At 63.0% G+C, this 22385-nt stretch carries 24 protein-coding genes; 6 read left to right on the forward strand and 18 right to left on the reverse strand.

The window, feature by feature from the left end; all coding sequences use genetic code 11:
• The first annotated feature begins 158 nt into the window (after window positions 1–158).
• The 3 genes from ACQZ5H_RS07385 to ACQZ5H_RS07395 are packed head-to-tail and all read left to right on the forward strand — an operon-like array spanning window position 159 to window position 1507.
• Window positions 159–557: an SRPBCC family protein gene (locus ACQZ5H_RS07385; RefSeq protein ID WP_449097195.1), complete on the forward strand. Its 399-nt coding sequence runs from the start codon at window positions 159–161 to the stop codon at window positions 555–557.
• Window positions 558–911, forward strand: a complete 354-nt coding sequence (locus ACQZ5H_RS07390; RefSeq protein WP_449097196.1) for a VOC family protein — start codon at window positions 558–560, stop codon at window positions 909–911.
• Window positions 912–913: 2 nt separating this feature from the next.
• Window positions 914–1507, forward strand: coding sequence for a YdeI/OmpD-associated family protein (locus ACQZ5H_RS07395; protein WP_449097197.1), 594 nt, complete (start codon window positions 914–916; stop codon window positions 1505–1507).
• A 9-nt stretch (window positions 1508–1516) separates the two neighbouring features.
• Here ACQZ5H_RS07395 and ACQZ5H_RS07400 read toward each other — a convergent pair whose 3' ends face one another.
• From ACQZ5H_RS07400 to ACQZ5H_RS07465, 14 genes are all read right to left on the reverse strand, one after another.
• Window positions 1517–2224, reverse strand: a complete 708-nt coding sequence (locus ACQZ5H_RS07400) for a PAS domain-containing protein (RefSeq protein WP_449097198.1) — start codon at window positions 2222–2224, stop codon at window positions 1517–1519.
• A 186-nt stretch (window positions 2225–2410) separates the two neighbouring features.
• Complete coding sequence (locus tag ACQZ5H_RS07405) at window positions 2411–3346, reverse strand: lipid A biosynthesis lauroyl acyltransferase (RefSeq protein ID WP_449097199.1); 936 nt, start codon at window positions 3344–3346, stop codon at window positions 2411–2413.
• 4 nt (window positions 3347–3350) lie between these two features.
• Window positions 3351–4379 carry a zinc-binding dehydrogenase gene (locus ACQZ5H_RS07410; RefSeq protein ID WP_112715193.1) on the reverse strand — a complete coding sequence of 343 codons (1029 nt, stop codon included), beginning with the start codon at window positions 4377–4379 and terminating at the stop codon, window positions 3351–3353.
• Window positions 4380–4433: 54 nt separating this feature from the next.
• Entirely contained in the window at window positions 4434–5720 is a 1287-nt protein-coding gene (locus ACQZ5H_RS07415) for a beta-ketoacyl-ACP synthase (protein WP_112715195.1), read from the reverse strand.
• Between the two features lie 11 nt (window positions 5721–5731).
• Window positions 5732–6937 carry a beta-ketoacyl-ACP synthase gene (locus ACQZ5H_RS07420; RefSeq protein ID WP_413709694.1) on the reverse strand — a complete coding sequence of 402 codons (1206 nt, stop codon included), beginning with the start codon at window positions 6935–6937 and terminating at the stop codon, window positions 5732–5734.
• Complete coding sequence (locus tag ACQZ5H_RS07425; protein ID WP_112715199.1) at window positions 6934–7416, reverse strand: 3-hydroxyacyl-ACP dehydratase FabZ family protein; 483 nt, start codon at window positions 7414–7416, stop codon at window positions 6934–6936. Before ACQZ5H_RS07425 ends, ACQZ5H_RS07420 begins: the two co-directional genes overlap by 4 nt.
• A 115-nt stretch (window positions 7417–7531) precedes the next feature.
• Window positions 7532–7810, reverse strand: coding sequence for an acyl carrier protein (locus ACQZ5H_RS07430; protein WP_027513277.1), 279 nt, complete (start codon window positions 7808–7810; stop codon window positions 7532–7534).
• 176 nt (window positions 7811–7986) lie between these two features.
• Window positions 7987–8415: a L,D-transpeptidase gene (locus ACQZ5H_RS07435; RefSeq protein ID WP_203428668.1), complete on the reverse strand. Its 429-nt coding sequence runs from the start codon at window positions 8413–8415 to the stop codon at window positions 7987–7989.
• Between the two features lie 149 nt (window positions 8416–8564).
• Window positions 8565–9545, reverse strand: coding sequence for an adenosylcobinamide-phosphate synthase CbiB (gene cbiB / locus ACQZ5H_RS07440; protein WP_112715203.1), 981 nt, complete (start codon window positions 9543–9545; stop codon window positions 8565–8567).
• Window positions 9542–10543: a threonine-phosphate decarboxylase CobD gene (gene cobD, locus ACQZ5H_RS07445; protein ID WP_449097200.1), complete on the reverse strand. Its 1002-nt coding sequence runs from the start codon at window positions 10541–10543 to the stop codon at window positions 9542–9544. Before cobD ends, cbiB begins: the two co-directional genes overlap by 4 nt.
• Window positions 10540–11847: a cobyrinate a,c-diamide synthase gene (locus ACQZ5H_RS07450; protein WP_449097201.1), complete on the reverse strand. Its 1308-nt coding sequence runs from the start codon at window positions 11845–11847 to the stop codon at window positions 10540–10542. Before ACQZ5H_RS07450 ends, cobD begins: the two co-directional genes overlap by 4 nt.
• The gene (gene cobA / locus ACQZ5H_RS07455; RefSeq protein WP_449097202.1) at window positions 11844–12683 is read right to left on the reverse strand and encodes a uroporphyrinogen-III C-methyltransferase; all 840 of its coding nucleotides are present in this window, start codon (window positions 12681–12683) and stop codon (window positions 11844–11846) included. Before cobA ends, ACQZ5H_RS07450 begins: the two co-directional genes overlap by 4 nt.
• 187 nt (window positions 12684–12870) lie before the next feature.
• Window positions 12871–13821, reverse strand: coding sequence for a nucleoside hydrolase (locus ACQZ5H_RS07460; RefSeq protein ID WP_449097203.1), 951 nt, complete (start codon window positions 13819–13821; stop codon window positions 12871–12873).
• A 72-nt stretch (window positions 13822–13893) separates the two neighbouring features.
• Complete coding sequence (locus tag ACQZ5H_RS07465; RefSeq protein ID WP_449097204.1) at window positions 13894–14313, reverse strand: cobalamin biosynthesis protein; 420 nt, start codon at window positions 14311–14313, stop codon at window positions 13894–13896.
• Between the two features lie 107 nt (window positions 14314–14420).
• Between ACQZ5H_RS07465 and ACQZ5H_RS07470 the strand changes: the two genes are divergently transcribed.
• Complete coding sequence (locus ACQZ5H_RS07470) at window positions 14421–15206, forward strand: TSUP family transporter (protein ID WP_449097205.1); 786 nt, start codon at window positions 14421–14423, stop codon at window positions 15204–15206.
• 9 nt (window positions 15207–15215) lie between these two features.
• Here the strand turns inward: ACQZ5H_RS07470 and ACQZ5H_RS07475 are convergent, their stop codons facing one another.
• Entirely contained in the window at window positions 15216–15884 is a 669-nt protein-coding gene (locus ACQZ5H_RS07475) for a cysteine hydrolase family protein (RefSeq protein WP_449097206.1), read from the reverse strand.
• Between the two features lie 165 nt (window positions 15885–16049).
• Between ACQZ5H_RS07475 and ACQZ5H_RS07480 the strand changes: the two genes are divergently transcribed.
• On the forward strand, window positions 16050–16415 hold the full coding sequence (locus ACQZ5H_RS07480) for a nuclear transport factor 2 family protein (RefSeq protein WP_449097207.1): 366 nt from the start codon (window positions 16050–16052) through the stop codon (window positions 16413–16415).
• A complete protein-coding gene (locus ACQZ5H_RS07485) occupies window positions 16415–17209 on the forward strand; it encodes a helix-turn-helix domain-containing protein (RefSeq protein WP_449097208.1) in 795 nt (264 codons plus the stop codon). The genes ACQZ5H_RS07480 and ACQZ5H_RS07485 overlap by 1 nt, the downstream gene beginning before the upstream one ends.
• On the opposite strand, the gene ACQZ5H_RS07490 is transcribed toward ACQZ5H_RS07485, so the two are convergent.
• From ACQZ5H_RS07490 to cobN, 3 genes are read right to left on the reverse strand one after another with little or no spacing between them, the layout of a single operon-like run.
• Window positions 17206–17631: an EamA family transporter gene (locus ACQZ5H_RS07490; RefSeq protein WP_130278092.1), complete on the reverse strand. Its 426-nt coding sequence runs from the start codon at window positions 17629–17631 to the stop codon at window positions 17206–17208. The genes ACQZ5H_RS07485 and ACQZ5H_RS07490 overlap by 4 nt on opposite strands.
• On the reverse strand, window positions 17631–18263 hold the full coding sequence (gene cobO, locus ACQZ5H_RS07495; protein WP_449097209.1) for a cob(I)yrinic acid a,c-diamide adenosyltransferase: 633 nt from the start codon (window positions 18261–18263) through the stop codon (window positions 17631–17633). The genes ACQZ5H_RS07490 and cobO overlap by 1 nt, the downstream gene beginning before the upstream one ends.
• 14 nt (window positions 18264–18277) lie before the next feature.
• Window positions 18278–22384, reverse strand: a complete 4107-nt coding sequence (gene cobN / locus ACQZ5H_RS07500; protein WP_449097210.1) for a cobaltochelatase subunit CobN — start codon at window positions 22382–22384, stop codon at window positions 18278–18280.
• Window position 22385: the final 1 nt, after the last annotated feature.

The following is a 22385-nucleotide window of genomic DNA, read 5'->3' on the forward strand; positions in this document are numbered from 1 at the left end:
CGGTGTTGTGGCACTCCCAGCCCGAAACGGCAAGACGGGAAGCGGCCTAAATGGTTCTCCGGAATCGACGTGAGAGCGCTGGCGCGATATTGATCGATGGCGCGACGGCCCCATCTGAGGAGATGCGGGGCCGCGCCTTGCGCCCATGGGAGGACATGATGACGACGATGACCGCGAAGATCGTCCATTGCTCGATCGACCGCGACTGGCAGGACGTCTACCACTTTGCCGGAAAGCCCGAGAACATGCCGCTTTGGGCATCTGGCCTGGCAACCGGCCTCGACCGGGATGGCGACGATTGGGTCGCCCGCGGCGTCCTCGGCACTGTCAGGGTCAGTTTCGTGCCGGAAAATCCCTTCGGCATCATTGATCATACCATGACCATCGAGAGCGGCCTTCGCGTCTACAATGCGCTGCGCATCGTCCCGAACGGCGATGGCTGCGAGGTCATGTTCACGCTATTGAAGCAGCCCGGCATGACCGACGCGCAATTTGCCGCCGACGCTGCCCATGTCGAGAAAGACCTGCACGCGCTCAAGGCATTGATGGAGAAATAGATGGCTGGAAATCCGACGACCCTGCGTATCGACTATATCGAGTTCAACGTTGCCGATATCGCCGCCTCCAAGGCATTCTACGGCGCCGCTTTCGGCTGGAGCTTCACCGACTACGGGACGGAATATTGCGAATTCGGCGATGGCCGCCTGACCGGCGGCTTCACGACGATGGGCAAGCCGCAGCCGGGTGGCCCGTTGGTCATTCTCTATGCGGACGATCTCGAAGCATCGCTCACAGCTGTCGAGCGCGCCGGCGGCAAGATCGTCAAGCCGATCACCGCCTTCCCCGGCGGCCGCCGCTTTCATTTCGGCGACCCCGACGGCTACGAGCTTGCGGTCTGGAGCAAGGATTAAGCATGCCTCAAACAGTGACGAACCCCAAGGTCGACGCCTATTTCAGCCGCCGGGACAGCTGGCAGGAGGAATTCACGCGCCTGCGCCGCATCCTCCTCGATACCGGGCTGAGCGAAGACCTGAAATGGGGCGAGCCCTGCTATACGCTCAATGGCGCCAATATCGTACTGATTCACGGCTTCAAGGACTATTGCGCCCTGCTGTTCTTCAAGGGCGCACTTATGACCGATACGGCTCGCGTGCTGATCCAGCAGACCAAGAACGTCCAGGCCGCCCGGCAGATCCGCTTCACCAATGCCGACGAGATTTCAGGCATGGAGAATGTGCTGAAAGCCTATGTCGCCGAGGCCGCCGAGATCGAACGCTCCGGCGCCAAGATAGATTTCAAGGGCACGGATGAATTTGCCGTACCGGAGGAGTTTCAGGCAAAAATCGACAGCACGCCTTCGCTGAAGACGGCGTTCGAAGCGCTGACACCCGGCCGGCAGCGCGCCTATCTCCTGCACTTCGCCCAGCCGAAACAGGCCAAGACCCGGGAATCCAGGATCGAGAAGGCGATGCCGCAGATCCTCGCCGGCAAGGGCCTCAACGATTGACGCGAGGCTTCAAGCCTTCACCGCCTCAGGCGCGCTGACATTCTCCATCATCACCAGCGCGCCGATCACCCGCCCGCCACTGTCCCGCAGCGGCGACATCCGGCAGCGGATCAGCTTCATGCCTTCGGCCGAAGCGCGCTGGTAGTTATACTCGCGCCGCTCGCCGGCAAAGCAGGCGTCGAAATTCGCCTTGGTCTCGGCAAATCGGTCCGGCCCGATGAACTCGGCGACATGGCGGCCGATCATGTCGATCGGCTTACGGCCGAGATAGGCGCAGTTCGCCGGGTTCGAATAGAGATAGCGGTAGTCGCGCGTCAGCACCGCGACACGATCCGGCAGCGTCTCGAGGATCGCCGAATTCAGGAAATTGCCGTTGTCCATATTGGGCAGGTAGCCCTCCGGCTCCGGCATGCGCTCGGCCGCCTGCGGCAGGCGGCGTTTCACCGGATTGCCGAAATAGCGATCAAGAAGATGCGACAGTGTCGCCGCGTGATTGGTCACCGTTGCGCAGTCGTCGGCATTCTGCTCCAGCAGATAGACCACGAACTGAAGTTGCATGTAGATCTGGAGTACATTCGTAGCTTGATACTTAACTATCGCGTCGATGAGATCGTCGACGCTGCTATCAAGAGTTGAGACTCGACGATCGTCGCCAGCGCGGATCGCGGCATCGATCTGCGCACAACGGGATGAGAATGCCTGCAGCAGTTCCAGCAATATGCCCCCCAATCCCCTGATACATAGGGGAAACCAGCATATGTCAGTTTTCGCCGCCAGCCCGTCGATTCTCGATCTGTGCCTACCGGTTACTCGCCTTGGTAGCGAGCATTAACATGAACACCGTTCACGTTCAACGAAAACGGCAGTCATATTTTTACATATGAATTTTAGGGGTAAAAAGCGCTAGTTGAGCACTTTTCCTTTGATTTTCCACCTGTCGTGGTACCAGAGCCACTGCTCCGGATACTGCCGGACCCAGGATTCGACCTTGTCGTTCAGCATCTGCGCCATGGCCGTCAGGTCGAGATTGCCCTTTGAGTCGCGCGGGATTTCGAACTTCGGCTCGATCTCCAGACGGTAGCGATTACCTGGCAAGCGGATGCAGCGGGCCGGATAGACCTCGCAATCGAACTGGCGCACGAGCTTCGGCACCAGCGGATTGGTGGTGACGTCGAGGTTGAAAAACTTGGTCTTCAAGCCCTTCCGGAACTTCTGGTCGACGAGGACGCCAACGCCCTGCCCTGCCTCAAGCTGGCGCGCCAGCGTGAAGGAGGAGCCGGCATGCGACGGCACCAGCTTGCCCATGCGCGCGCTGCGGAAATCGAAGACCTTCTGCGCCACGTAGGGGTTGTTCGGCGGACGGAACAGCACGGTCACGTGCAGACCGAAGGCCGCCCCTGCGACCGGCAGCAGCTCGAAATTGCCTGTATGACCGGTAAAGACGATGAACGGGCGCGGATTGTCGCGTAGATCGAGGAACAGCGGGATCCCCGACACCTCGATGCGGACCGGCTCGCTGCGCTCCGGATCGAAGTCGAACAGCCGGTCGAGGAAGACGTACTCGGCCGCCAGCCGACCCATATTGCCCCAACTGCCGAGCGCAATCTCTTCGATCTCGGCATCGCTCTTTTCCGGAAAGGCGTTGCGCAGATTGACGAGCATCAGCTTGTGGCGCGGCATGCGCGGGCCGATCTTGCGCACCAGCCAGTCGGCGAAGCGGATCGCGCCGTCAGCCGGAAATATCTTCAGGAAGTTCAGAAACCCGAACATTAGCTGGGCGATCAGCCACTGGCGGAAATGCTCGAGCTTCAGAACGATCCGGGTGATGAAAAGCTTCACAAGATCAGTCCATCTTCAGGATGATCTTGCCGAAGATCTGGCGCGATTCCATGCGCTCCAGCGCCCGGTCGATATCGTCGAAACCGACTTCCGTATCGATGACGGGATGGACGAGACCGCGACCCATCTTCTGCATGGCGTCGGCCATGTTCTCCATGCGGCAGCCAAAGGAGCCGAGCAGCTTCAGCTGTTGCTGGAACAGCATCATCAGGTTCATGTCAGTGGAGACGCCGGAGGTCGAGCCGCAGGTGACGAGACGGCCGCCGCGCTTCATGCAGAGCATCGAGCCAGCCCAGGTGTCCTTGCCGACATGTTCGAAGACGACGTCGACGCCCTTCTTCTTGGTGAGCTTGCGCACGACGCCTTCGAAGCGGTCGGTGCGGTAGTTGATGACGTGATCGGCGCCGAGCGCCTTGGCCTTCTCGATCTTGTCGTCGGAACCGACGGTGGTGATCACGGTGCAGCCGATCTTCTTGGCAAGCTGGATGGCCGCCGTACCAATGCCGGAACCGCCGGCATGGACGAGGATCGTCTCGCCCGGTTCAAGCTTGGCATTGTCGAACAGCATGTGCTCGACGGTACCGAAGGTCACAGGCGCCAGCGCAGCACCGACAGCATCGACACCGGGAGGAGCCGGGACCAGCAGACGGGCCGGAAGGTTGACCTTCTCCTGAGCGAAGCCATCGAGATGGAAGCCATGAACGCCGGAGACATGTTCGCAGAGGTTGTCACGGCCTTCGCGGCACGGGCGGCAGAGGCCGCAGGTGCGCGCGCCATAGATCGATACCAGCTGACCCGGCAGCACATTGGCAACACCTGGGCCGATCGTTTCGACCACACCAGACGCTTCCGCACCGATGACCAGCGGCATCTTGCGCTTGGCGAAGGCCATGCCGCGCCAGCCCCAGACGTCGATATGGTTGAGAGCCACGGCTTTCACGCGCAGCGTTACCTCACCGGCACCGGGAGCCTCCGGTTCCGGAAGGTCCACGGTTTCCAGTTTGCGGTCGTCGATCAATTGCAATGCGCGCATGGCAAAACCTCTCGCCTTTCAGGCGTTCTTATCTCTGAATTTTGTCGGAACCGATTAAGCCGGTTCGAGCGCCATGACAAGGCTGGCGTTCTGTCCGCCGAAACCGAAGGAGTTCGACAGCACGGCCGAAACCTGCTGATCGCGCTTCTTGTTCGGCACGACATCGAGAACGATCGCCGGATCCGGGTTGTTGTAGTTGATGGTCGGCGGCAGCGTGCCCGTCAGCATCGTCTGGAACGAGAAGACGGCCTCGACTGCGCCGGCAGCCGTCAGCGTATGGCCGATCATCGACTTGTTGGACGACAGCGGGATCGAGGCCATGCGTTCGCCGAAGACGGCAAGCATCGAGCCGTATTCCATCTTGTCGTTCTCGGGCGTCGACGTGCCATGGGCGTTGATGTAGCCGATCGCGCTTTCGTCGAGACCGGCATCGGCGAGAGCCGCGCGGATCGTTGCGATCGCCGGGCCGCCGTCAGGCGACGAACGGGTGCGATGGAAGCTGTCAGCCTTCTCGCCGGCACCCTTCATGATGCCGAGAATCTTGGCGCCGCGGGCGATCGCCGATTCCAGCGATTCCAGCACGAGCGTCGCGGCACCTTCGGCGATGACGAAGCCGTCGCGGTCCTTGCTGAACGGCTTGGAAGCCTTGGTCGGCGGATCGTTCTGGGTCGAGAGAGCCGAAAGCAGCGAGAAACGGATCAGCGCTTCGGCGCTGAGCGAGCCGTCGGTCGCGACAGCAAGCGCGCGGTCGGTGCGGCCCTGGCGGATCGCTTCGATGCCGAGCTGGATCGCGGTGGCGCCAGAGGCACAGGCCGTCGACAGCGTCACCGGCAGGCCGCGCGTGCCGAAACGGTCGGCAAGGCGCTCGGAGATCGCGCCGAAAAGGGCCGCCTCATGGAAGGACGCATCGGTGCGCTGGCGCATCGCCGCCAGGAAGCGCTCGTAGGCGTCGCCCGGATGATCGGACGGCGGGGCACGGTCGGCAAGCTCGAAGCGGGCGCTCCATTCCGGCTCGATCGGCGGCGCAGCGAGGAACAGCGGGCCGTTGAAATCGCCGGAAATGTCGGCGTCGGCCAGAGCCTCGATCGTCGTCTCACGCGCGAAAGCAAAAGAGCGCTCGACGGCGTTCGGCACCGGGATATCGATGAAATCAACGGTGCCGGCGATCCGGGTCGAAAGCCCCTCGGTCGGGAAACGGGTGATGTTGTGGATACCAGACGTGCCTGAAGTCAGCGCCGACCAGTTATCCTTCAGGCCCTGCCCCAGCGAGGTGATGATGCCCATGCCGGTGACGGCAACGATCGGGCGGCCGAGGTGATCCTTGTAAGCAGCTTCTGTCATGTGAAAACTCCTCACGCTTCCGCGGAAAGAACGGCGACGCCCTCGCCGCGCTGATGACCGACCGTGGTGACAACGGCAGCCTTCGCGGCCGCATTCATCGGCTTTTCATGCGCCGCATCGAATGCCGGCACCTTGGCCTTGGCGCCGATGGCCAGAGCCGCGAAAGCCAGACCGAGACCGAACTGGGCTTCGAGCGTGACACCGGAAACACCGGAATAGCCGCGAATGGCAGCACTGGGCAGCTTGTTCTCGAGAACGGCCTTTTCGCGGGCCGTGATCTCATGCATGCCGGTCGCGCCGGAGAACACCACGGTGCCCTCGGCAGGAAGCTTCGAGGCCGGCTCCAGCAGACGCTCGAGACGCTTCTCGAAATTGCCGGCAGCGCGATTGCCGCGGTCGCCTTCGATGGAATCGATGGTCGCATAGATATGCGCGCCGCGCGCTTCCGCATGCTTGCGGGATTCGAGCACCAGGAAAGCGCCGCCCGATCCGAAGATCAGACCACCGCCGGCGCCGTCTTCACGCGACCAGAGCGGTGCCCATTCGCCCTGCGCATTGGCGCCGATCGCTTCGGTCAAAAGCAGCATGTCCTCGCGCTCGGCAGCAAAGCCGCCGCCGACGAGCGCATGCGTGGATTCGCCGGACTTGATACGCCAGAAGGCCGTCTCGACGGCGGAAATGCCGGAGGCCTCCTCGCCCATGAAGGTACGCGACGAACCGGTGACCTTGTGGACGATCGAGATATTGCCGGCCATCAGGTTCGACAGCTGCGCCAGGAACAGCGTCGGGCGCAGTTCGGTCGTCAGCTTCTCGTTCAACAGCAGCTCGCGGTCGTTGCGCTTCATGCCCTCGTCGACGATCAGCGTATCGACATTGATGTCGCGCTCGCCGCCGCCGGCCGCGACGATCATGTCCATCGTGCCGCAAGCTTCCGCATCATCCTTGAAACCGGCATCGTCGAGCGCCAGGCCCGCGGTGAAAACGCCGATGCGCTGCCAGTTTTCCATCTGGCGCTGGTCGCCACGCTTGGCGATCTGTTGCGACCAGTCGATCTCCGGCAGCGGATGCACCGGATAGGGCTTGAACTTTTCCGTCTCGACGATGACGGGCGGCGCGCCATTGCCGGTCAGCAACGCGACATGCGCGTCCTTGCCGACGCCCTGACAGGTCAGGATACCGACGCCGGTGATGACGACATCATTCTGAGCCTTGCTCATTCCTTCACTCCCTGCGCTGCGATCGCGTCCATCAGGCCGACTTCGCCAGCACGTTTCTTCACGATATCGCCGAGCGGAACTTCGCTGAAAGGCATGGTGCGCAACTTCAATTGCGCATCGCAGACCTTCTTGCCGCCGCTGGTAATCTTTGCCTTGGTGACGGCAAATCCGGACCCGTCATGCTCCAGGAACGCCTCGATGTCGAGCACCGCTTCGGGCTCGACAAAGGTGCGCATCTTGGCGCCGTCGACGGACATCAGGAACGGCATGGCGGCGAAATCGGTCGCGGCCAGCACCAGCATGCCCGAGGCCTGCGCCATGGTTTCGATGAGAAGCACGCCCGGAACGAGCGGCATACCAGGAAAATGACCTTCGAAGACGGGGCTCTTTGCAGGCACCACGGAACGCGCCTTGAGCACGCCCTTCTGAAGGTCGACCGCTTCGATGCGGTCAATCATCTGGAAATATTCCAGCAGCATCGGATCCTCCGGCCCGTCGCGAAAAGCCGCGCCGGTTACGCCTAGTTAGGAACAAAACCGCCCGGCCGCTACGGTTTGCAGAGGCAGGGCGGATAAAAAAGACGGCGGTGTTGCTTCAAGCCTTGGCGGCGCGCAGCTCGTCGATCTTTGCACAGAGGTTCTTCAGCACGAAGTATTCTTCGGTGGAAACCTTGCCTTCGTTCACTTCCTGGGTCCACTTTTCGAGCGGAATCTTGATGCCGAATTCCTTGTCGATCGCGAAGACGATGTCGAGGAAATCGAGGCTGTCGATACCGAGGTCGTCGATCGTATGGCTCTCCGGCGTAATCGTCTCGCGGTCGATCTCGCTGGTTTCTGCAATGATGTCGGCAACTTTATCGAATGTAGCGGTCACGCGCTTACCTCTTTGAACAACGAATTTATCCCCCTCATAGGCAAATCCATTTCAAAAGCCAATGCTTTCGCTCAAGCACGTTTCAAATTTGCATGGCAACTGTTGCCGAAACAGCAATGCGCGCAAGGCCCGGAAACACCTTCCCGGGCCTCGATAGCAGATGATCGCTGCAACAGCTATTGCGTGATGACGACGCGGGTATTGGAAAGCCCCGCCTGCTTTGCCATGGAGAAGAACTGCGCCGCATTGTCAGGATGCAGCCGCACGCAGCCATGCGAGGCCGGGCGGCCCAGCCGCTTGAGGTCAAATGTCGCATGAACGGCATAGCCGCCGTTGAAGAACACGGCATAGGGCATCGGCGCATTGTCGTATTTGCGCGAGCGGTGATTGAGCGACAGCCACTTGGCGCTCCACGACCCCGTGGGCGTCACATAGCCGCGCCGCGCAGTCGATACTTTCCAGCGATATTTGACGAAACCGTTCTCCGTCACCGTCATCGTCTGCGATCCCAGGCTGACCTTGGCAACGAGATTGGCGGCACTCGCGGTTGCAGGAGTAAACTGCAGTAAAAGGCACGCGGCAGCAGCCGCCATAAACGTCTTCATGACTTCCCCTCTTCGGCAGGACGCTGTCGATCCGGGCCGGTGAGAAGAAGCTTATAAAGATACTGATTATTTTGATTTAAGGCGCTTGGTAATCGGAAAGATAACGCAGCATTACAAGAAACTGTACTTTGAGACGGCAGGTAACGCCGTCAGAGGAAGAACAGGAAGGCCAGGAAGACAGTGATCGCCAGGATCATGCAGCTGCCGTTGAACACCAGAACGCCATCCTCGACGTCGCGGATCGTCGCCGTGTCGCGTCCGGCGCCGTTGATCATCGGCTCGCTGACGACGATGCCGGAATAGACGCGCGGGCCGGCGAGCTGCACATCGAGCGCGCCTGCCATCGCCGCCTCCGGCCGCCCGGAATTCGGCGAACGGTGCAGCCCGCCATCGCGGATCGCCACTTGGACGGCTTCCTTGCAGGCATGGGCGCCGCGGCGCAGCCAGGCACCGGCAGCGATCAGCAGGATCGAAAGCCGCGCGGCCGGCCAGTTGGCGATATCGTCGAGCCGCGCCGAAGCCCAGCCGAAGTCGATATAGCGGTCGGATTTGTGACCGATCATCGAGTCCGCCGTATTCAGCATCTTGTAGATGAAGAGGCCCGGCAGGCCGAGAACGGCATACCAGAGCGCCGGCGCAACGACGCCGTCGGAGAAATTTTCGGCTAAGCTCTCGATCGCCGCACGGCAGACACCCGGCTCGTCCAGCGTCTCCGGGTCGCGGCCAACGATGCGCGACACGGCGCGGCGCCCACCGGCAATCCCTTCCGAGCGAAGCGCGTCCGCAACATCGGAGACGTGATCGGCAAGGCTCTTCTGCGCCAGGAAGACCGCGACGCAGATCACTTCCAGAACGATGCCGATGACGCCGAAGAGATTGAAGAACCAGTGCAGCACCAATCCGGCGATCGCACTGCCGAACAGCAGGCCGGCAATCGACGCCGTTCCGTTCAGCCGCCGCTCCGGCCGCGTCAGCGTCTCGCCATTATAGGTGCGGTCGAAATAGGAAATCGCCTTGCCGAACAACACGACCGGATGCGGCACCCGCGACCAGAGCCACTCGGGATCGCCGGCGATCCGATCGAGAAGCAGGGCCAGGAGAAGTACGAGCAGATGTTCGTCGATCGTCATGCGTCAAAGCTTTCCAGTGCGGCCGCCAGCCTGCGGTCCGCAGATCGGTCTGGCCCGAGGCCGAAGCGCAGCCAATGAGGCGCGTAGTCGAACCTGCGAACCAGAATGTGATGCCGGCAAAGATGCCTATAGAGATCGCCGGCGCGTTTGTCTTCGACAAGCGTGAACAAGGCTGCGTTACCGGTGACCGCCAAACCTGCAGCCTCGAGCACCACGACAAGCCCCGCATTCCGCTCGGCAATCCCGGCCGCGATCGGCGCGGGGTCGCTCCGCAGCAATGCACTAGCGATCGACAGAGCCGGACCGGAGACCGCCCAAGGACCAAGCCAATCCTCGAACTTCGCCCGCAGGCTGTCTTGAGCGATGACGAAGCCGAGCCTCAGACCGGCAAGGCCGAAGAACTTCCCGAAAGACCGGAAGATGATCAGGTTGGAGAGCTCGGCCGCCGATGGCACAAGACTTTCGCCGCGCGCGATGTCGCCGAAGGCCTCATCGACAACCAGGTAACCACCCCTCGCCTTCAGCGTCTCATGCAGCCGGATCAGGCTTTCGCGATCATGCAGCCTGGCGGTCGGATTGTTCGGATTGACCGCGACCGCCAGCATCGTGCCGTCACCAATCTCATCAAGGCTGGAAACGGTATACACCTCGCATCCGGCGCTGCGAAAGGCCTTCTCGTATTCACCGTAGGTGGGCGATACCACCGCCACGCGGCTTCCCGGCACAACGAGGCGCGGCAGCAGTTGGATGACCGACTGCGTGCCGGGCACCGGCAACGGCGAGAGCGGCCCGCTGCGATAATAGTCGCGCGCCGCTTCGACGGCGGAATTCAGCAAATGCCGGTCGGGCAGCCGGTGCCATGCGGACTGCGGTATTTCGGGCAACTTCACCGGACAGGGATTGATACCCGTAGACAAGTCGAGCCAGTCCTCCGGCCTGCCGCCGAATTCGGCAGCGGCAGCGGTGATCCCGCCGCCATGCACGATCGGACCGCTCATGCCGTTTCCCCGGAGAGATCGATCATATGCATGTAGGACCCGGCCACCTGCCCGCGCCGCAACCCGGCCTGACCGAGATCGGTCCCGAGCGCGTCGGTCACCGAAAACAGCCGGTCGGCATCGCCTTCCGAGACGACGGTCGAATAGTGAAACTCATGCCCGGTCATCGACGCTTCGAAGAAGGCGCTATCGACAGGCCGGACGCGGCGATAGCCGAGATGGCGGCTGCGCTTTTCATAGCTCGTCACCAGCGGCAGCAGGCCGAGCATTTCGTGCCTGACACCTTCAGCATCGACAAGCCCCTCGCCCAGCGTCATGTATCCACCGCACTCGCCGTAAATCCGTGTCCCGCTCTTCGCGGCATCCAGCATCCCGCGCCGGAAATTCGCGGCAGACGCGATCTCTCCGGCATGCAGTTCGGGATAACCGCCCGGCAGATAGATCGCATCGGCATCAACAGCGGGCGCCTCGTCGGCGAGCGGCGAGAAGAAGGAGATCTCCGCCCCGCGGCGGCGCCAGCCGAGCAGCATATGCTCGTAGCAAAACGCAAAGGCGATATCGCGGGCCACCGCTATCTTCTTGCCGAGGGGCGGCAGACGCCTGATGTTGGCGGTCGAGGCGATGTTCAGCCCCTGACGGGCGATGCGCAGCAGGAATTCGAAATTGCACTCGTCCGAGACGGCTTGGGCGGCATGATCGATAAAGGCTTCGAGGCTGGCATGCTCACCGGCCTGCACCAGCCCGAGATGCCGCTCCGGCAGCGCCAGCGTCTTGTCGCTGCGGATGACGGCGACCACAGGCATGCGGATCGCGTCGAGCGCCGTGCGCAGCATCATCTCATGACGCTCGCTGCCGACCTTGTTGAGGATCACGCCGGCGATCCGCACATCGGCGCGGAAGCTCGCAAAGCCGCTGACCAGCGGCGCGACCGACTGGGACATGCGCGAGGCATCGACGACGAGTACGACGGAGAGCCCGAGCATCGCCGCAAGATCGGCCGCGGTACCCTTGCCGTCGGCGGCCCCATCGAAGAGCCCCATCATCGCCTCAATGACGAGAATGCGGTCACCCTGGCGGTGGATCGCCGCATTGGCCGAAATCAGCTCACGGCGCATCGCCCAGGGATCGAAGTTGAGACAGGGCGCCCCGCTCGCGGCCGCATGAAAGGCCGGATCGATATAATCGGGCCCCGCCTTGCCGGGCGCCACCGCCACGCCGCGGTTGCGCAGCGCGCGCAGAAGCCCGAGCGTGATCGTCGTTTTGCCCGAGCCGGAGGACGGTGCCGCGATCAGGAGGCCGCTCATGCCGTCTCCTTTCCACTCTGCCGGAAGGGATCGGGCTTAAGACGGCGTCCGCCGAGCGCGCCGAGCCAGTCGAGCGAAGAACGCAACCGCACCACCTCACCGACGACGACGATCGCCGGCGGCTCCAGTCCCGAGGCCTCGACGGCGGCGGTGGCTTCGCCAAGCGTGGTTTCCAGCACCTGCTGCCCGCTGGTGGCGGCATTGCAGACGAAGGCGACGGGTTCGTCGGCCTTGCGCCCGGCCGCCATCAGCGACGAACTGATCTGCGCGATATGCTTCATCGCCATATACATGACGATCACAGGCGAGCCCCGCCCGATAGCATCCCAATTGATAGCATCCGGCACGATCCCCGAAGAATCATGTCCTGTGAGGAACGTCACGGCATGATTGATATCCCGGTGCGTCACCGGAATGCCGGCATAGGCAAGCCCGCCGATCCCCGCGGTAATACCGGGAACGATGCGGAACGGAACATTGTGCTCGACGAGCGTCAGCGCCTCCTCGCCGCCGCGACCGAAGACGAAGGGGTCGCCCCCCTTCAGACGCAACACCCGCTTGCCGGAGCGCGCCAGTTCGACCAGCCGCAGCGAAATATCGCGCTGCTTGGCCGACGGCTTGCCGCCGCGCTTTCCGGCATATTCGAGGACAGCATCCGGCCTTGCCAGTTTCAGGCATTCCTCGTTGACCAGCGCGTCGTGAACGACGACATCGGCCTCAGCAAGCCCCTTGGCGGCCAGCAGCGTCAACAGCCCGGGATCGCCAGGCCCCGCACCGACGAGCCAGACGGTTCCCGGCTCCAGTGCCGGCAGATGGGCGAACGCATTCTCGATCATAGAGGTGGTCTATGCCCGCCATTCCGCGAGGTCAACGGCAACGGCGTCATGGCAATCGCCGATTGCCGTCCGGCAGCCGACTCAATTTACGAAGAAGCCGACTCAAAATCTGAGCAGACGGCCGGATGATTTTGATTGGACTCGACAAAACGGGGCCGGACGCAAAACGCCCGGCCCTCTTGGCGCGTCAGGCCCGGAGAAGCGTGTCGCGGATGAGATCGATGACCTCTTCCGACTTGATGCCGGTGCAGACGGTCTGGCTCGGCAGGTTGTCCCAATCGCCCGGCGGGAAGCGGCGCCCGTCCGGCTTGACGATCGTCTGGCCATCGGCAATGCCGCCGCAGACGACGCGCACGGCGCCCGTAACAGTGGTGAACAGCTCCGGCGCCACGACATAAACAGCCGCGCAGCTGTCATGGACCATCATGCCGTCTTCGACGGCGTGCTTGTAGAAGTCGATATAGAACTGCGACAGGTCGTTCAGCAGCTTCACCGCCGCATCGCCCTTGTCGGCAGCCGCCTTCAGATAGCTGCGGCTCATCGTCGTGATCGCGGTGACGTCGAGACCGATGATCGCAACCTTCCACGGCGCCGTCATCACGGCATCGGCAGCTTCGGGGTCGCCATGAATATTAGCTTCGGCGACCGGCGAGACGTTGCCCGGCACATAGAAATTGCCGCCCATGATGACGACCTGCTTCACCAGCTTGGCGATCTCAGGATCTTCCTTCAGCGCCAGCGCCAGGTTGGTCATGCGGCCGACGGCAACCAGCGTCACCTCGCCCGGATTGGCGCGCACGGTCTCGATGATGAAGCGGTGCGCCGGGCGCGGATCGGTGGGAAGGTCGATGGTGGCGGGGACACCGATATTGCCGAGACCGTCATCGCCATGCACGAAGGTCGGCCAGCCGATTTCCTTGCGCGACGGATCGAAGGTGACGTTGGCGCCCTTGGCCACCGGAGCCGCGATATTCCATTCGCGCTTCAGGAACAGCGCATTGCGCGTCGTCGTCTCGATCGAGGCATTGCCGAAGATCGTGGTGATGCCGATCAGATCAATTTCCGGATGGCGGTGCAGGAAGAGGAGCGCCATGGCATCATCGACGCCCGGGTCCGTGTCATAAATGACCTTATGCATGAAATATTCCTTCTCATTCTCGTCGCGGATCCCCTGGGGCGCTCCGCGAGGTGGCCGCCACCATAACGCCCGCTATTCTTTCTGCAACAGCATGCGCGCGACAGCCGCCGTCGCATGCGCCGATTTGATCTTGGGCACCACGAGCTCCGCTTCCGCCCCCGCCGCAGCAAGCGCAGCCGATTCCGCGACGCCATGGCAGCCGACACGGGCAAAGACGATGGCTGAGGGATTCTTGATCCGCGGCGTCTCTTCTTCCAGCCGCGCAGCGGTGAAGAAGGAGACGGCAACGCCGAGCTCTTCGGCCACAGCGCGGATCGCCCGCTCCTCCCTGCGGCTGTCGATCGAAGCGATGGCCGCGACATCATCCGCACCGATCGCCGCAGCCTCCAGCGCCTGCCGCGCCAGCGCCGAAATCTCGGCAGCATCCGCTCCCCGCTCGCAGCCGAGGCCGAGAACGTAGAGCCTTGCCCTGTCTGTGCTGGAGCCGGTCATCTGCGGAATCCGAAAGGAGAAAACTGTGTCCCAGCAGCCATTGCAGCCCGGGGCCGGAAATGCAACATGGCGCCGATTTCCATCACGCCTGCATTCAGAGTCCTTCCTTGTCCGATATTGCCCCCCATCTTCTCGCCCTTCTCTGCCTCGCTGCCTTCTGTGCCGGTTTCGTCGATTCCATCGCCGGCGGCGGCGGCCTGATCACCGTTCCCGCCATGCTGATCGCCGGCATTCCGCCGCTGCAAACGCTCGGGACCAACAAGGTGCAGTCGATGTTCGGCGCCGCGTCCGCGACGCTCGCCTATTCGCGCAAGGGCCACGTCAACCTGCGCGAACAGCTGCCGATGGCGATGATGGCGCTGATGGGCGGCGCACTCGGCGCCGCGCTGGCAACGATCGTCCCAGGCGACGTCCTGCGCGCCATCATGCCGGTACTGCTGGTGGCGATCGCGCTCTACTTCGCCTTCAAGCCGAACCTGAACGACCTCGACACCCACCGCCGCATCACGCCCTATCTCTTCGGCATGACCTTCGTGCCGCTGATCGGCTTTTACGATGGCGTCTTCGGCCCCGGCACCGGATCCTTCCTGATGCTCTCCTTCGTCACGCTTGCCGGTTTCGGCATGCTGAAGGCGACGGCCCATACGAAGCTTCTGAACCTCGGCTCGAATGTCGGCGCGCTGATCGTCTTCGCCTCTTTCGGCGCGACGCTCTGGACCGTCGGCCTGATGATGGGCGTCTGCCAATTCATCGGCGCGCAGGTCGGCTCGCGGCTTGCGATGCGCACCGGCGCCAGGCTGATCAAACCGCTGCTCGTCGTCGTCTGCATCGCCTTCGCGGTCAAGCTGATCGCCGATCCGGCCAATCCGCTCCGCGTCTGGCTCGGCGTCTAGGGTCTTTTCCTAGCCCGCCTTGCCGAACTTGATCGCATCGATCTTCGTCAGCTTCGTCTTGGCGGAAACACCGGGCGCATTGGCGAAATGCCAGGTGACATACTGCTCGGCATAGGGATCGGTGGACGACATGCCATCGACGGGCAGCACCACATCCATGCCCTTCAGCGCCGCATAGGCAGCCGTGTTCAGCACAGCGCCCTCCGAGGCCGTCCCCGTGACGATCACCGTCTTGATATGCCGGTCGGCGAGGATCTTCTCCAAGTCGGTATTGATGAACTTGTTGGCGCCGGACTTCACGATCGGATCGCCATCCTTGGGCGCCAGCACCGTCGCGATATCTTCCGGCGCCGCGTTGGAGGTGATGCTGTAGACCACGGGCGTCCCGCTATCGCGCGCTTCTTTCATCAGCTTCGCCACATGCGGCAGCTCAGCGATGCAGCGCGGCTTGACCTTGGTGTTGCACGGCCCCTTCTCCGGGTTCTGCGCCCCGTTGAAATCGAGAAGCAGCAGCGCCGTCGTCGAGGGATCGACCGTCACCTCGCCGAGCTTGGGTGCCGCCGGCGCCTTGATCTTCTTCCACTCGTCGACAATGGTCGCCGCATGCGCCGCAGAGAGGCCAGCAACGGAAACGATGATCGCGATACCGGCGCTACGCATCACTGATGGAAAACCCATGACATCCTCCTTCTCGAAATCCTGAGGGAAATCTTCTGGCCGCGACCCGCACTGTCAAATCACCAAGCCGCGAGCATGATTACCTCTCGCGTAATTGATGAGCGGCCACCCTTTGCCAATGATCGCCCTGCCTGAACGAACCGGGCGATCACAAGGAGACAGAGAATGACCGACGCGACCAACAAGGCCGAACGCTACATCGCCATCTGGAACGAGGAAGATGCCGGCCGCCGCAAGGCGCTGATCGCCGAAAACTGGACCGAGAACGCCGTCTATATCGACCCGCTGATGCGCGGCGAAGGCCATGAGCAGATCAACGCGCTGGTCGAAGCCGTCCAGACCCGCTTTCCGGGTTTCCGCTTCAATCTGATTGGCGCCGCCGACGGCCATGGCGACAACCTGCGCTTCTCCTGGGGTCTCGGTCCCGATGGAGGCGAGGCCGTTATCAAGGGAACCGACTTTGCCCTGCTTGAAGGCGGGCGCATGAAGGCCGTACACGGGTTCCTCGATCTCGTTCCGGAAGCCGCATAATGATCCCGTCAGCCCGCTCTCTTGGTGACCACCTCCGCGAATGGCGCAAGCTTCGCCGCATGAGCCAGCTCGATCTCGCGCTCGAAGCCGAGATTTCGCAGAGACACCTGAGTTTCATCGAGAGCGGGCGCTCGACGCCGAGCCGCGACATGCTGCTGCATCTGGCAGAACGGCTCGGCGTGCCGCTTCGCGACCGCAACCCGATGCTGCTCTCAGCCGGATACGCCCCGCTCTTTGCCGAACGCTCCCTCGACGATCCGGCCCTCAAGCCTGCCCGGCAGGCCATCGACATGGTGCTGAAGGCCCATGAGCCATTCCCGGCGCTCGCCATCGACCGGCACTGGACGCTGATATCAGCCAACGCCCCGACCACCCCCCTTCTGCGCAATATCAGGGACAAAAGCCTGCTCGAAGGCCCGGTCAACGTGCTCCGTCTCAGCCTGCATCCGGAGGGACTGGCGCCCGATATCGTCAATCTCGCGGAATGGCGCGCCCATCTGCTGGAGCGGCTTCGCCAGCAGATCGACATGACTGCCGACCCAATTCTCGCCGGATTGCTCAAGGAGTTGCAACAGCTCTCGCCCGGCGGCGATCCCGCCGATGAGGTCAAACACGACTATGCGGGAATTGCCGTTCCGCTGAAACTGCGCACCGCCGCGGGAACGCTGTCGCTGATCTCGACGACGACGGTGTTCGGCACGCCCGTCGACGTCACGCTCTCGGAACTGGCGATAGAATCCTTCTTCCCCGCCGACGAGGAAACAGCCGCGCTTCTCAGAGGAATCAAAGATTAGAACAGCGCCAGCAGCAGCGCGCCACCGGCAATCATCGCCACGCCCAGCCAGTTCACCAGCCCGAGCTTCTCGCCGAGAAAGACGACGCCGAACACGGCGACGAGAACGATGGAGAGCTTGTCGATCGGCGCGACGCGGGCCGCATCGCCAAGCTTCAGCGCCCGGAAATAGGCGAGCCACGACGCGCCTGTTGCCGCGCCCGAAAGCGCCAGGAACAGCCACGTCTTGCCCGAAATGCTGGAGATCGGCTGCCACTGGCCGGTGGCGGCGACGATCGCCGTGATGATCAGGATGATGACGACGGTGCGGATCAGCGTCGCCAGATCCGAATTGACGCCGGCCACCCCGATCTTCGCGAAAATCGCCGTCAGCGCCGCAAAAGCCGCCGAAAGCACCGCCCAGAATAGCCAGCTTTGCGTCATCAGAACTCCACGCCGGGCTGCCCCCTGATGCCGGAGCGGAACGGATGCTTGATCAGCTCCATCTCGGTCACGAGATCGGCAAGCTCGATCAGCTCGTCCTTGGCATTTCGGCCGGTCAGCACGACGTGAGTCATATAGGGCTTTTCATCCCGCAGGAATGCGACCACTTCGTTCACGTCGAGATAGTCGTAGCGCAGCGCGATATTAATCTCGTCGAGCAGCACCATCGAATTGCGCTCGTCCCGGATCAGCTCCTTCGCCTTCTCCCAGGCAGCCGTTGCGGCCGCGACATCACGGGCGCGGTCCTGCGTCTCCCAGGTAAAGCCCTCGCCCATCGTGTGGAACTGGCAGATATCGGAGAAATGCTTCTCGATCAGATCGCGCTCGCCGGTCCACATCGCCCCCTTGATGAACTGCACGACGGCCGACGGCTTGCCGTGGGCGATATGGCGGAAGATCATGCCGAAGGCCGAGGACGACTTGCCCTTGCCCTTGCCGGTGTGGACGATGATCAGGCCCTTCTCATCGGTCTTGGTGGCCATGATCTTGTCACGGGCCGCCTTCTTCTTCGCCATCTTTTCGTTATGGCGGGCATCGTCCTTCTCACCGGTTTCTACAGTCTCTTCGCTCATCGTCATGTCCAGTCTTATGCTGTTTCAGTATGGATATGGGGCGCCAGATCAAAGCGCGCCGAATTGCTGCGCGGCGTCCAGAGGCGCCTGTCGATCGCCTCCATCAGCCGTTCCTTCATCTCTTCAAGCGCGGCCGGGTTCTTCTCGGCCATGAAATCGCGCACCTTGGGATCGGCGACGAAGGCCTGATAGACCGCCTCGAAATGATGATTGCCGACGGCACCGGTCGTGGCCGCAAAGGCAAAGAGATAATCGACAGTCGCCGCGATCTCGAAGGCGCCCTTGTAGCCGTGGCGCATGACGCCATCGATCCATTTCGGATTGACGACACGCCCGCGCACGACGCGGCCGATCTCCTCCTCGAGCGAGCGGATGACCGGCTTTTCCGGCCGCGAATGATCGTTGTGATAGATCGACGGCCTGACGCCGCCGACATGCTCGGCCGCCGCGGCCATCCCGCCTTCGAACTGGTAGTAATCGTCGCTGTCGAGCAGGTCGTGCTCGCGGTTGTCCTGGTTCTGCACCACGGCCTGGATCGACCGCAGCCGCTCCTCGAAGATGCCGCGCTCGGCCCGGCCTTCCTCGGCCGCGCCATAGGCATAGCTGCCCCAGACCAGATAGGCCTCGGCCAGATCAGCGCGCCGCTCCCAGCCCTTCTCGTCGATCAGCGCCTGCAGCCCGGCTCCGTAAGCGCCAGGTTTCGAACCGAAGACGCGATAGCCGGCCCGCTTCATCGCCGACACTTGGTCCAGGCCGGACGCCGCAAGCCGCATGGCTTCGCCGCGCATGCGCGCCGCGATCGGATTGTCATCAGCGTCCTCATCGAGAGCGCCGACCGCCCGGACAGCCTTGTCGAACAGCGCAATCTGCTCCGGAAACGCATCGCGGAAGAAACCCGATATGCGCAGCGTCACATCCACCCGCGGACGGCGCAGCATGGCGGGCTGGATAATCTCGTAGCCGGTGACCCGGCGTGAGGTCATATCCCAGACCGGCTTGACGCCGATCAGCGCCAGCGCCTGGGCGATATCGTCCCCGCCGGTGCGCATATTCGACGTGCCCCAGGCCGTCAGCCCGAAGGACACCGGCCACTCGCCATGATCCTGTACATAGCGGCGCACCAGAAGCTCGGCGGATTTCTTGCCGAGCTCATAGGCGGCCGGCGTTGGGACGGCACGGCTATCCACCGAATAGAAATTCCGCCCCGTCGGGAGAACGTCGGGACGCCCGCGTGTCGGGGCGCCGGAGGGGCCGGGAGGGACGAAGCGGCCGTCGAGACCGGTGAGAAGCGCCGAGATTTCGGCGTGGCCGCAGGCGAGAATCGAAGGTTTAAGGTGGGATTCGATGGTGGTGAGCACCTGCCGGGTTTGCGGCCAGGACGGTGGGCATTGTGTTTCGCCGGAGACGAGTTTAGCGGCGAGCAGCTCGATGCGCTCGACGGTGTCGCCATTGCTGCGCCAAGGGGTGTCGAGGATGTCGGCGAGGATCGCGGGTCTGGGGCCGGTCCAGGGGGCGGCCATGTTGCAGTCGAGGGGATCGAATGGCGTTGCGGGCGTGATACCCCCCTCTGCCTTGCCAGGCATCTCCCCCACAAGGGGGGAGATTGGCTGGGCGGACCCGCTCGCCTCAACCTTCATTGCTTGGGGAGATGCATGCCACGAGTCGATCTCCCCCCTTGTGGGGGAGATGTCCGGCAGGACAGAGGGGGGTACCGCCGCCTCCACAACACCCAACCCCAAATCCCCCGCAATCGCCCGCTGCAAACTCTGATCGCCACCCTCACCCAGCCCGCGCGGCACCCGCGCCAGCGCCACCGTCAGGTCGGTCAGCAACCGCCCCTCAGGCGACACGCCGAAAACATGCAGCCCATCACGGATCTGCATTTCCTTGAGATCACAGAGATAGGCGTCGAGCTTCTTCAGCGCCTCGTCCTCCGCCTCACCCTTGGCAATCCCGGCATCGCTGTCGAGACCGATATCGGCGACGAGGTCGAGGATCTGCTTCGACAGCAGCCGGATACGGCGCGGATCGCCGCCGGAGGCCTCGTAATATTCATCGACCAGCGCCTCCAGATCCTTCAGCGGACCATAGCTCTCGGCCCGCGTCAGCGGCGGCGTCAGATGGTCGATGATGACGGCGGCGGTGCGGCGCTTGGCCTGCGTGCCCTCGCCGGGGTCGTTGACGATGAACGGATAGAGATGCGGCAGCGGCCCGAGGATCGCTTCGGGATAGCATTCCTCCGACAGCGCCAGCGCCTTGCCCGGCAGCCATTCGAGATTGCCGTGCTTGCCCATATGGATGACGGCATCGGCGCCGAATTCCTGGCGCAGGAAAGCGTAGAAGGCGAGATAGCCATGCGGCGGCACTAGATCCGGAGAATGGTAGCTTTCCTTCGGATCGATATTATAGCCGCGCGCCGGCTGGATACCGATGAGCACATTGCCAAGCCGCGAAAATGGCAGGGCAAAACCGCCATCGACGAAATAGGGATCGGCCTCCGGACCGCCCCATCGCGCCGTCACCTCATCTTGAATCTTTTTCGGAAGACTCTCGAAGAAAGCATTGTATCGACTCGATGAAAGCCGCTCGCGGATCACGCGCCCATCGCGCCCGGAATTGGTCGGCCCGTCCATCAGATGCCGCATCAGCGCATCGCCATCGGCCGGGTAGGCACCGACGCCATAACCCGCCTGGCGCAACGCCTTCAGGACCTCGACGGTCCCGGCTGGCGTGTCGAGCCCGACCCCATTGCCGAGCCGCCCGTCGCGGTTCGGATAGTTGGCCATCACAAGCGCCACCCGCCGCTCCGCCACGGTCTTCCGCCGCAGCCTCGCCCAATGGACAGCAAGTCTGGCCGTATAGCGCATCCGCCCTGCATCCGGCTCGCTGCCGACGATATTGGCCTCGACATTGGCATCGTATCGCGCCGCCGCCTTGAACGAGACGGCACGCGACAGCACCCGGCCATCGACTTCGGGCAACGCGACATTCATGCCGAGATCGCGCGCGGAAAGTCCCTGCGAGGAGCCACTCCATGCCTCCTTCGAGGAGGCCGAAAAGATCGCCTGCAGCACGACGGCGCCGCTGGCTTCGAGGATGGTGGGTTGGCGGTCGGCGCCGGGGGCGGAGACGGCAAAGCCTGTCGTGTTTACGACGATATCGGGTGCGGCGGCTGCAAAGACGCTTTCGAGGATGCCGGTGGAAACAGGGTCTTTGAGGCTATAGGCGAAGACCGGCAGCGGCCGCAGGCCTTCCGCTGCCAGCGCCTCGATCATCGCTTCGATCGGCTTGGTTTCGCCGCTCTGGACGAGCGCTCGATAGAAGCTGATGGCGGCGATGGGGGCATCGGTCGAGAGTGGGTTGCCCCCCTCTGTCCTGCCGGACATCTCCCCCACAAGGGGGGAGATCGACTCGCGGGACGCTTCCTCCCAGACAAGCGAGGTTGAGACGAGCGGGTCCGCCCAGCCAATCTCCCCCCTTGTGGGGGAGATGCCTGGCAAGGCAGAGGGGGGTATCGCGACCCCCAGCGTCTCCGCCGACAATGCCCGCCACTCCTCAACCCCGACAACACCCCGCCCCGGCCACCAGATCCCCGCCTTCATCAACGGAGCAGCCGCACCCGGCTTCTCGCCGCCGGCAACCATCGCCGCCGCATAATCCAGAAACCGTCGCGAATTCTCGTCGCCACCCTCGATCAGATAGGACCAGAGCGCATTGAGATCATCGAGATCGACATTGGAAAATGGCGTCAGCCCGGCATCCGGCTTGGAATCCCCGGGCAGCACCGCAATCCGCGCGCCATTGCGGGCCGCGCAGGCATGCAGTGCCTCCAGAGCATAGTGAAAATAGCTCGCTCCCCCGAGCGCCCTGACGACGATCAGTTTCGCATGCCGCGCCGTCCGCTCGACATAGGCATCGACGGACATCGGGTGTTTCAGGCTCATCAGGCTGGCGACGCGCAGCGTCAGCGGATTGCCGCCACCCTGCCCGTGAGCGGCGGCGATTGCCGCAAGCTCCGTGTCCGCCGCAGAAAGGAACAGGATGTCGCCGGGTGACTGGCCGAGATCGATCGCCTCGTCACCGTCGCTGATCGTTCCTTTCTGGGCGAGGAGTAGATGCATG

Source organism: Rhizobium sp. 21-4511-3d (assembly GCF_053522545.1).

Bases quoted from the DNA above. Each gene is read 5' to 3' on its own strand.
- ACQZ5H_RS07465 (WP_449097204.1), bottom strand. From the start codon at position 14,313: ATGACCGGCTCCAGCACAGACAGGGCAAGGCTCTACGTTCTCGGCCTC.
- cobD (WP_449097200.1), bottom strand. From the start codon at position 10,543: ATGAGCGGTCCGATCGTGCATGGCGGCGGGATCACCGCTGCCGCTGCC.
- ACQZ5H_RS07390 (WP_449097196.1), top strand. From the start codon at position 558: ATGGCTGGAAATCCGACGACCCTGCGTATCGACTATATCGAGTTCAAC.
- ACQZ5H_RS07425 (WP_112715199.1), bottom strand. From the start codon at position 7,416: ATGCTGCTGGAATATTTCCAGATGATTGACCGCATCGAAGCGGTCGAC.
- ACQZ5H_RS07410 (WP_112715193.1), bottom strand. From the start codon at position 4,379: ATGCGCGCATTGCAATTGATCGACGACCGCAAACTGGAAACCGTGGAC.
- ACQZ5H_RS07435 (WP_203428668.1), bottom strand. From the start codon at position 8,415: ATGAAGACGTTTATGGCGGCTGCTGCCGCGTGCCTTTTACTGCAGTTT.
- cobO (WP_449097209.1), bottom strand. From the start codon at position 18,263: ATGAGCGAAGAGACTGTAGAAACCGGTGAGAAGGACGATGCCCGCCAT.
- ACQZ5H_RS07485 (WP_449097208.1), top strand. From the start codon at position 16,415: ATGATCCCGTCAGCCCGCTCTCTTGGTGACCACCTCCGCGAATGGCGC.
- ACQZ5H_RS07415 (WP_112715195.1), bottom strand. From the start codon at position 5,720: ATGACAGAAGCTGCTTACAAGGATCACCTCGGCCGCCCGATCGTTGCC.
- ACQZ5H_RS07475 (WP_449097206.1), bottom strand. From the start codon at position 15,884: ATGGGTTTTCCATCAGTGATGCGTAGCGCCGGTATCGCGATCATCGTT.
- ACQZ5H_RS07480 (WP_449097207.1), top strand. From the start codon at position 16,050: ATGACCGACGCGACCAACAAGGCCGAACGCTACATCGCCATCTGGAAC.
- cobN (WP_449097210.1), bottom strand. From the start codon at position 22,384: ATGCATCTACTCCTCGCCCAGAAAGGAACGATCAGCGACGGTGACGAG.
- cbiB (WP_112715203.1), bottom strand. From the start codon at position 9,545: ATGACGATCGACGAACATCTGCTCGTACTTCTCCTGGCCCTGCTTCTC.
- cobA (WP_449097202.1), bottom strand. From the start codon at position 12,683: ATGATCGAGAATGCGTTCGCCCATCTGCCGGCACTGGAGCCGGGAACC.
- ACQZ5H_RS07395 (WP_449097197.1), top strand. From the start codon at position 914: ATGCCTCAAACAGTGACGAACCCCAAGGTCGACGCCTATTTCAGCCGC.
- ACQZ5H_RS07460 (WP_449097203.1), bottom strand. From the start codon at position 13,821: ATGCATAAGGTCATTTATGACACGGACCCGGGCGTCGATGATGCCATG.
- ACQZ5H_RS07385 (WP_449097195.1), top strand. From the start codon at position 159: ATGACGACGATGACCGCGAAGATCGTCCATTGCTCGATCGACCGCGAC.
- ACQZ5H_RS07490 (WP_130278092.1), bottom strand. From the start codon at position 17,631: ATGACGCAAAGCTGGCTATTCTGGGCGGTGCTTTCGGCGGCTTTTGCG.
- ACQZ5H_RS07420 (WP_413709694.1), bottom strand. From the start codon at position 6,937: ATGAGCAAGGCTCAGAATGATGTCGTCATCACCGGCGTCGGTATCCTG.
- ACQZ5H_RS07450 (WP_449097201.1), bottom strand. From the start codon at position 11,847: ATGAGCGGCCTCCTGATCGCGGCACCGTCCTCCGGCTCGGGCAAAACG.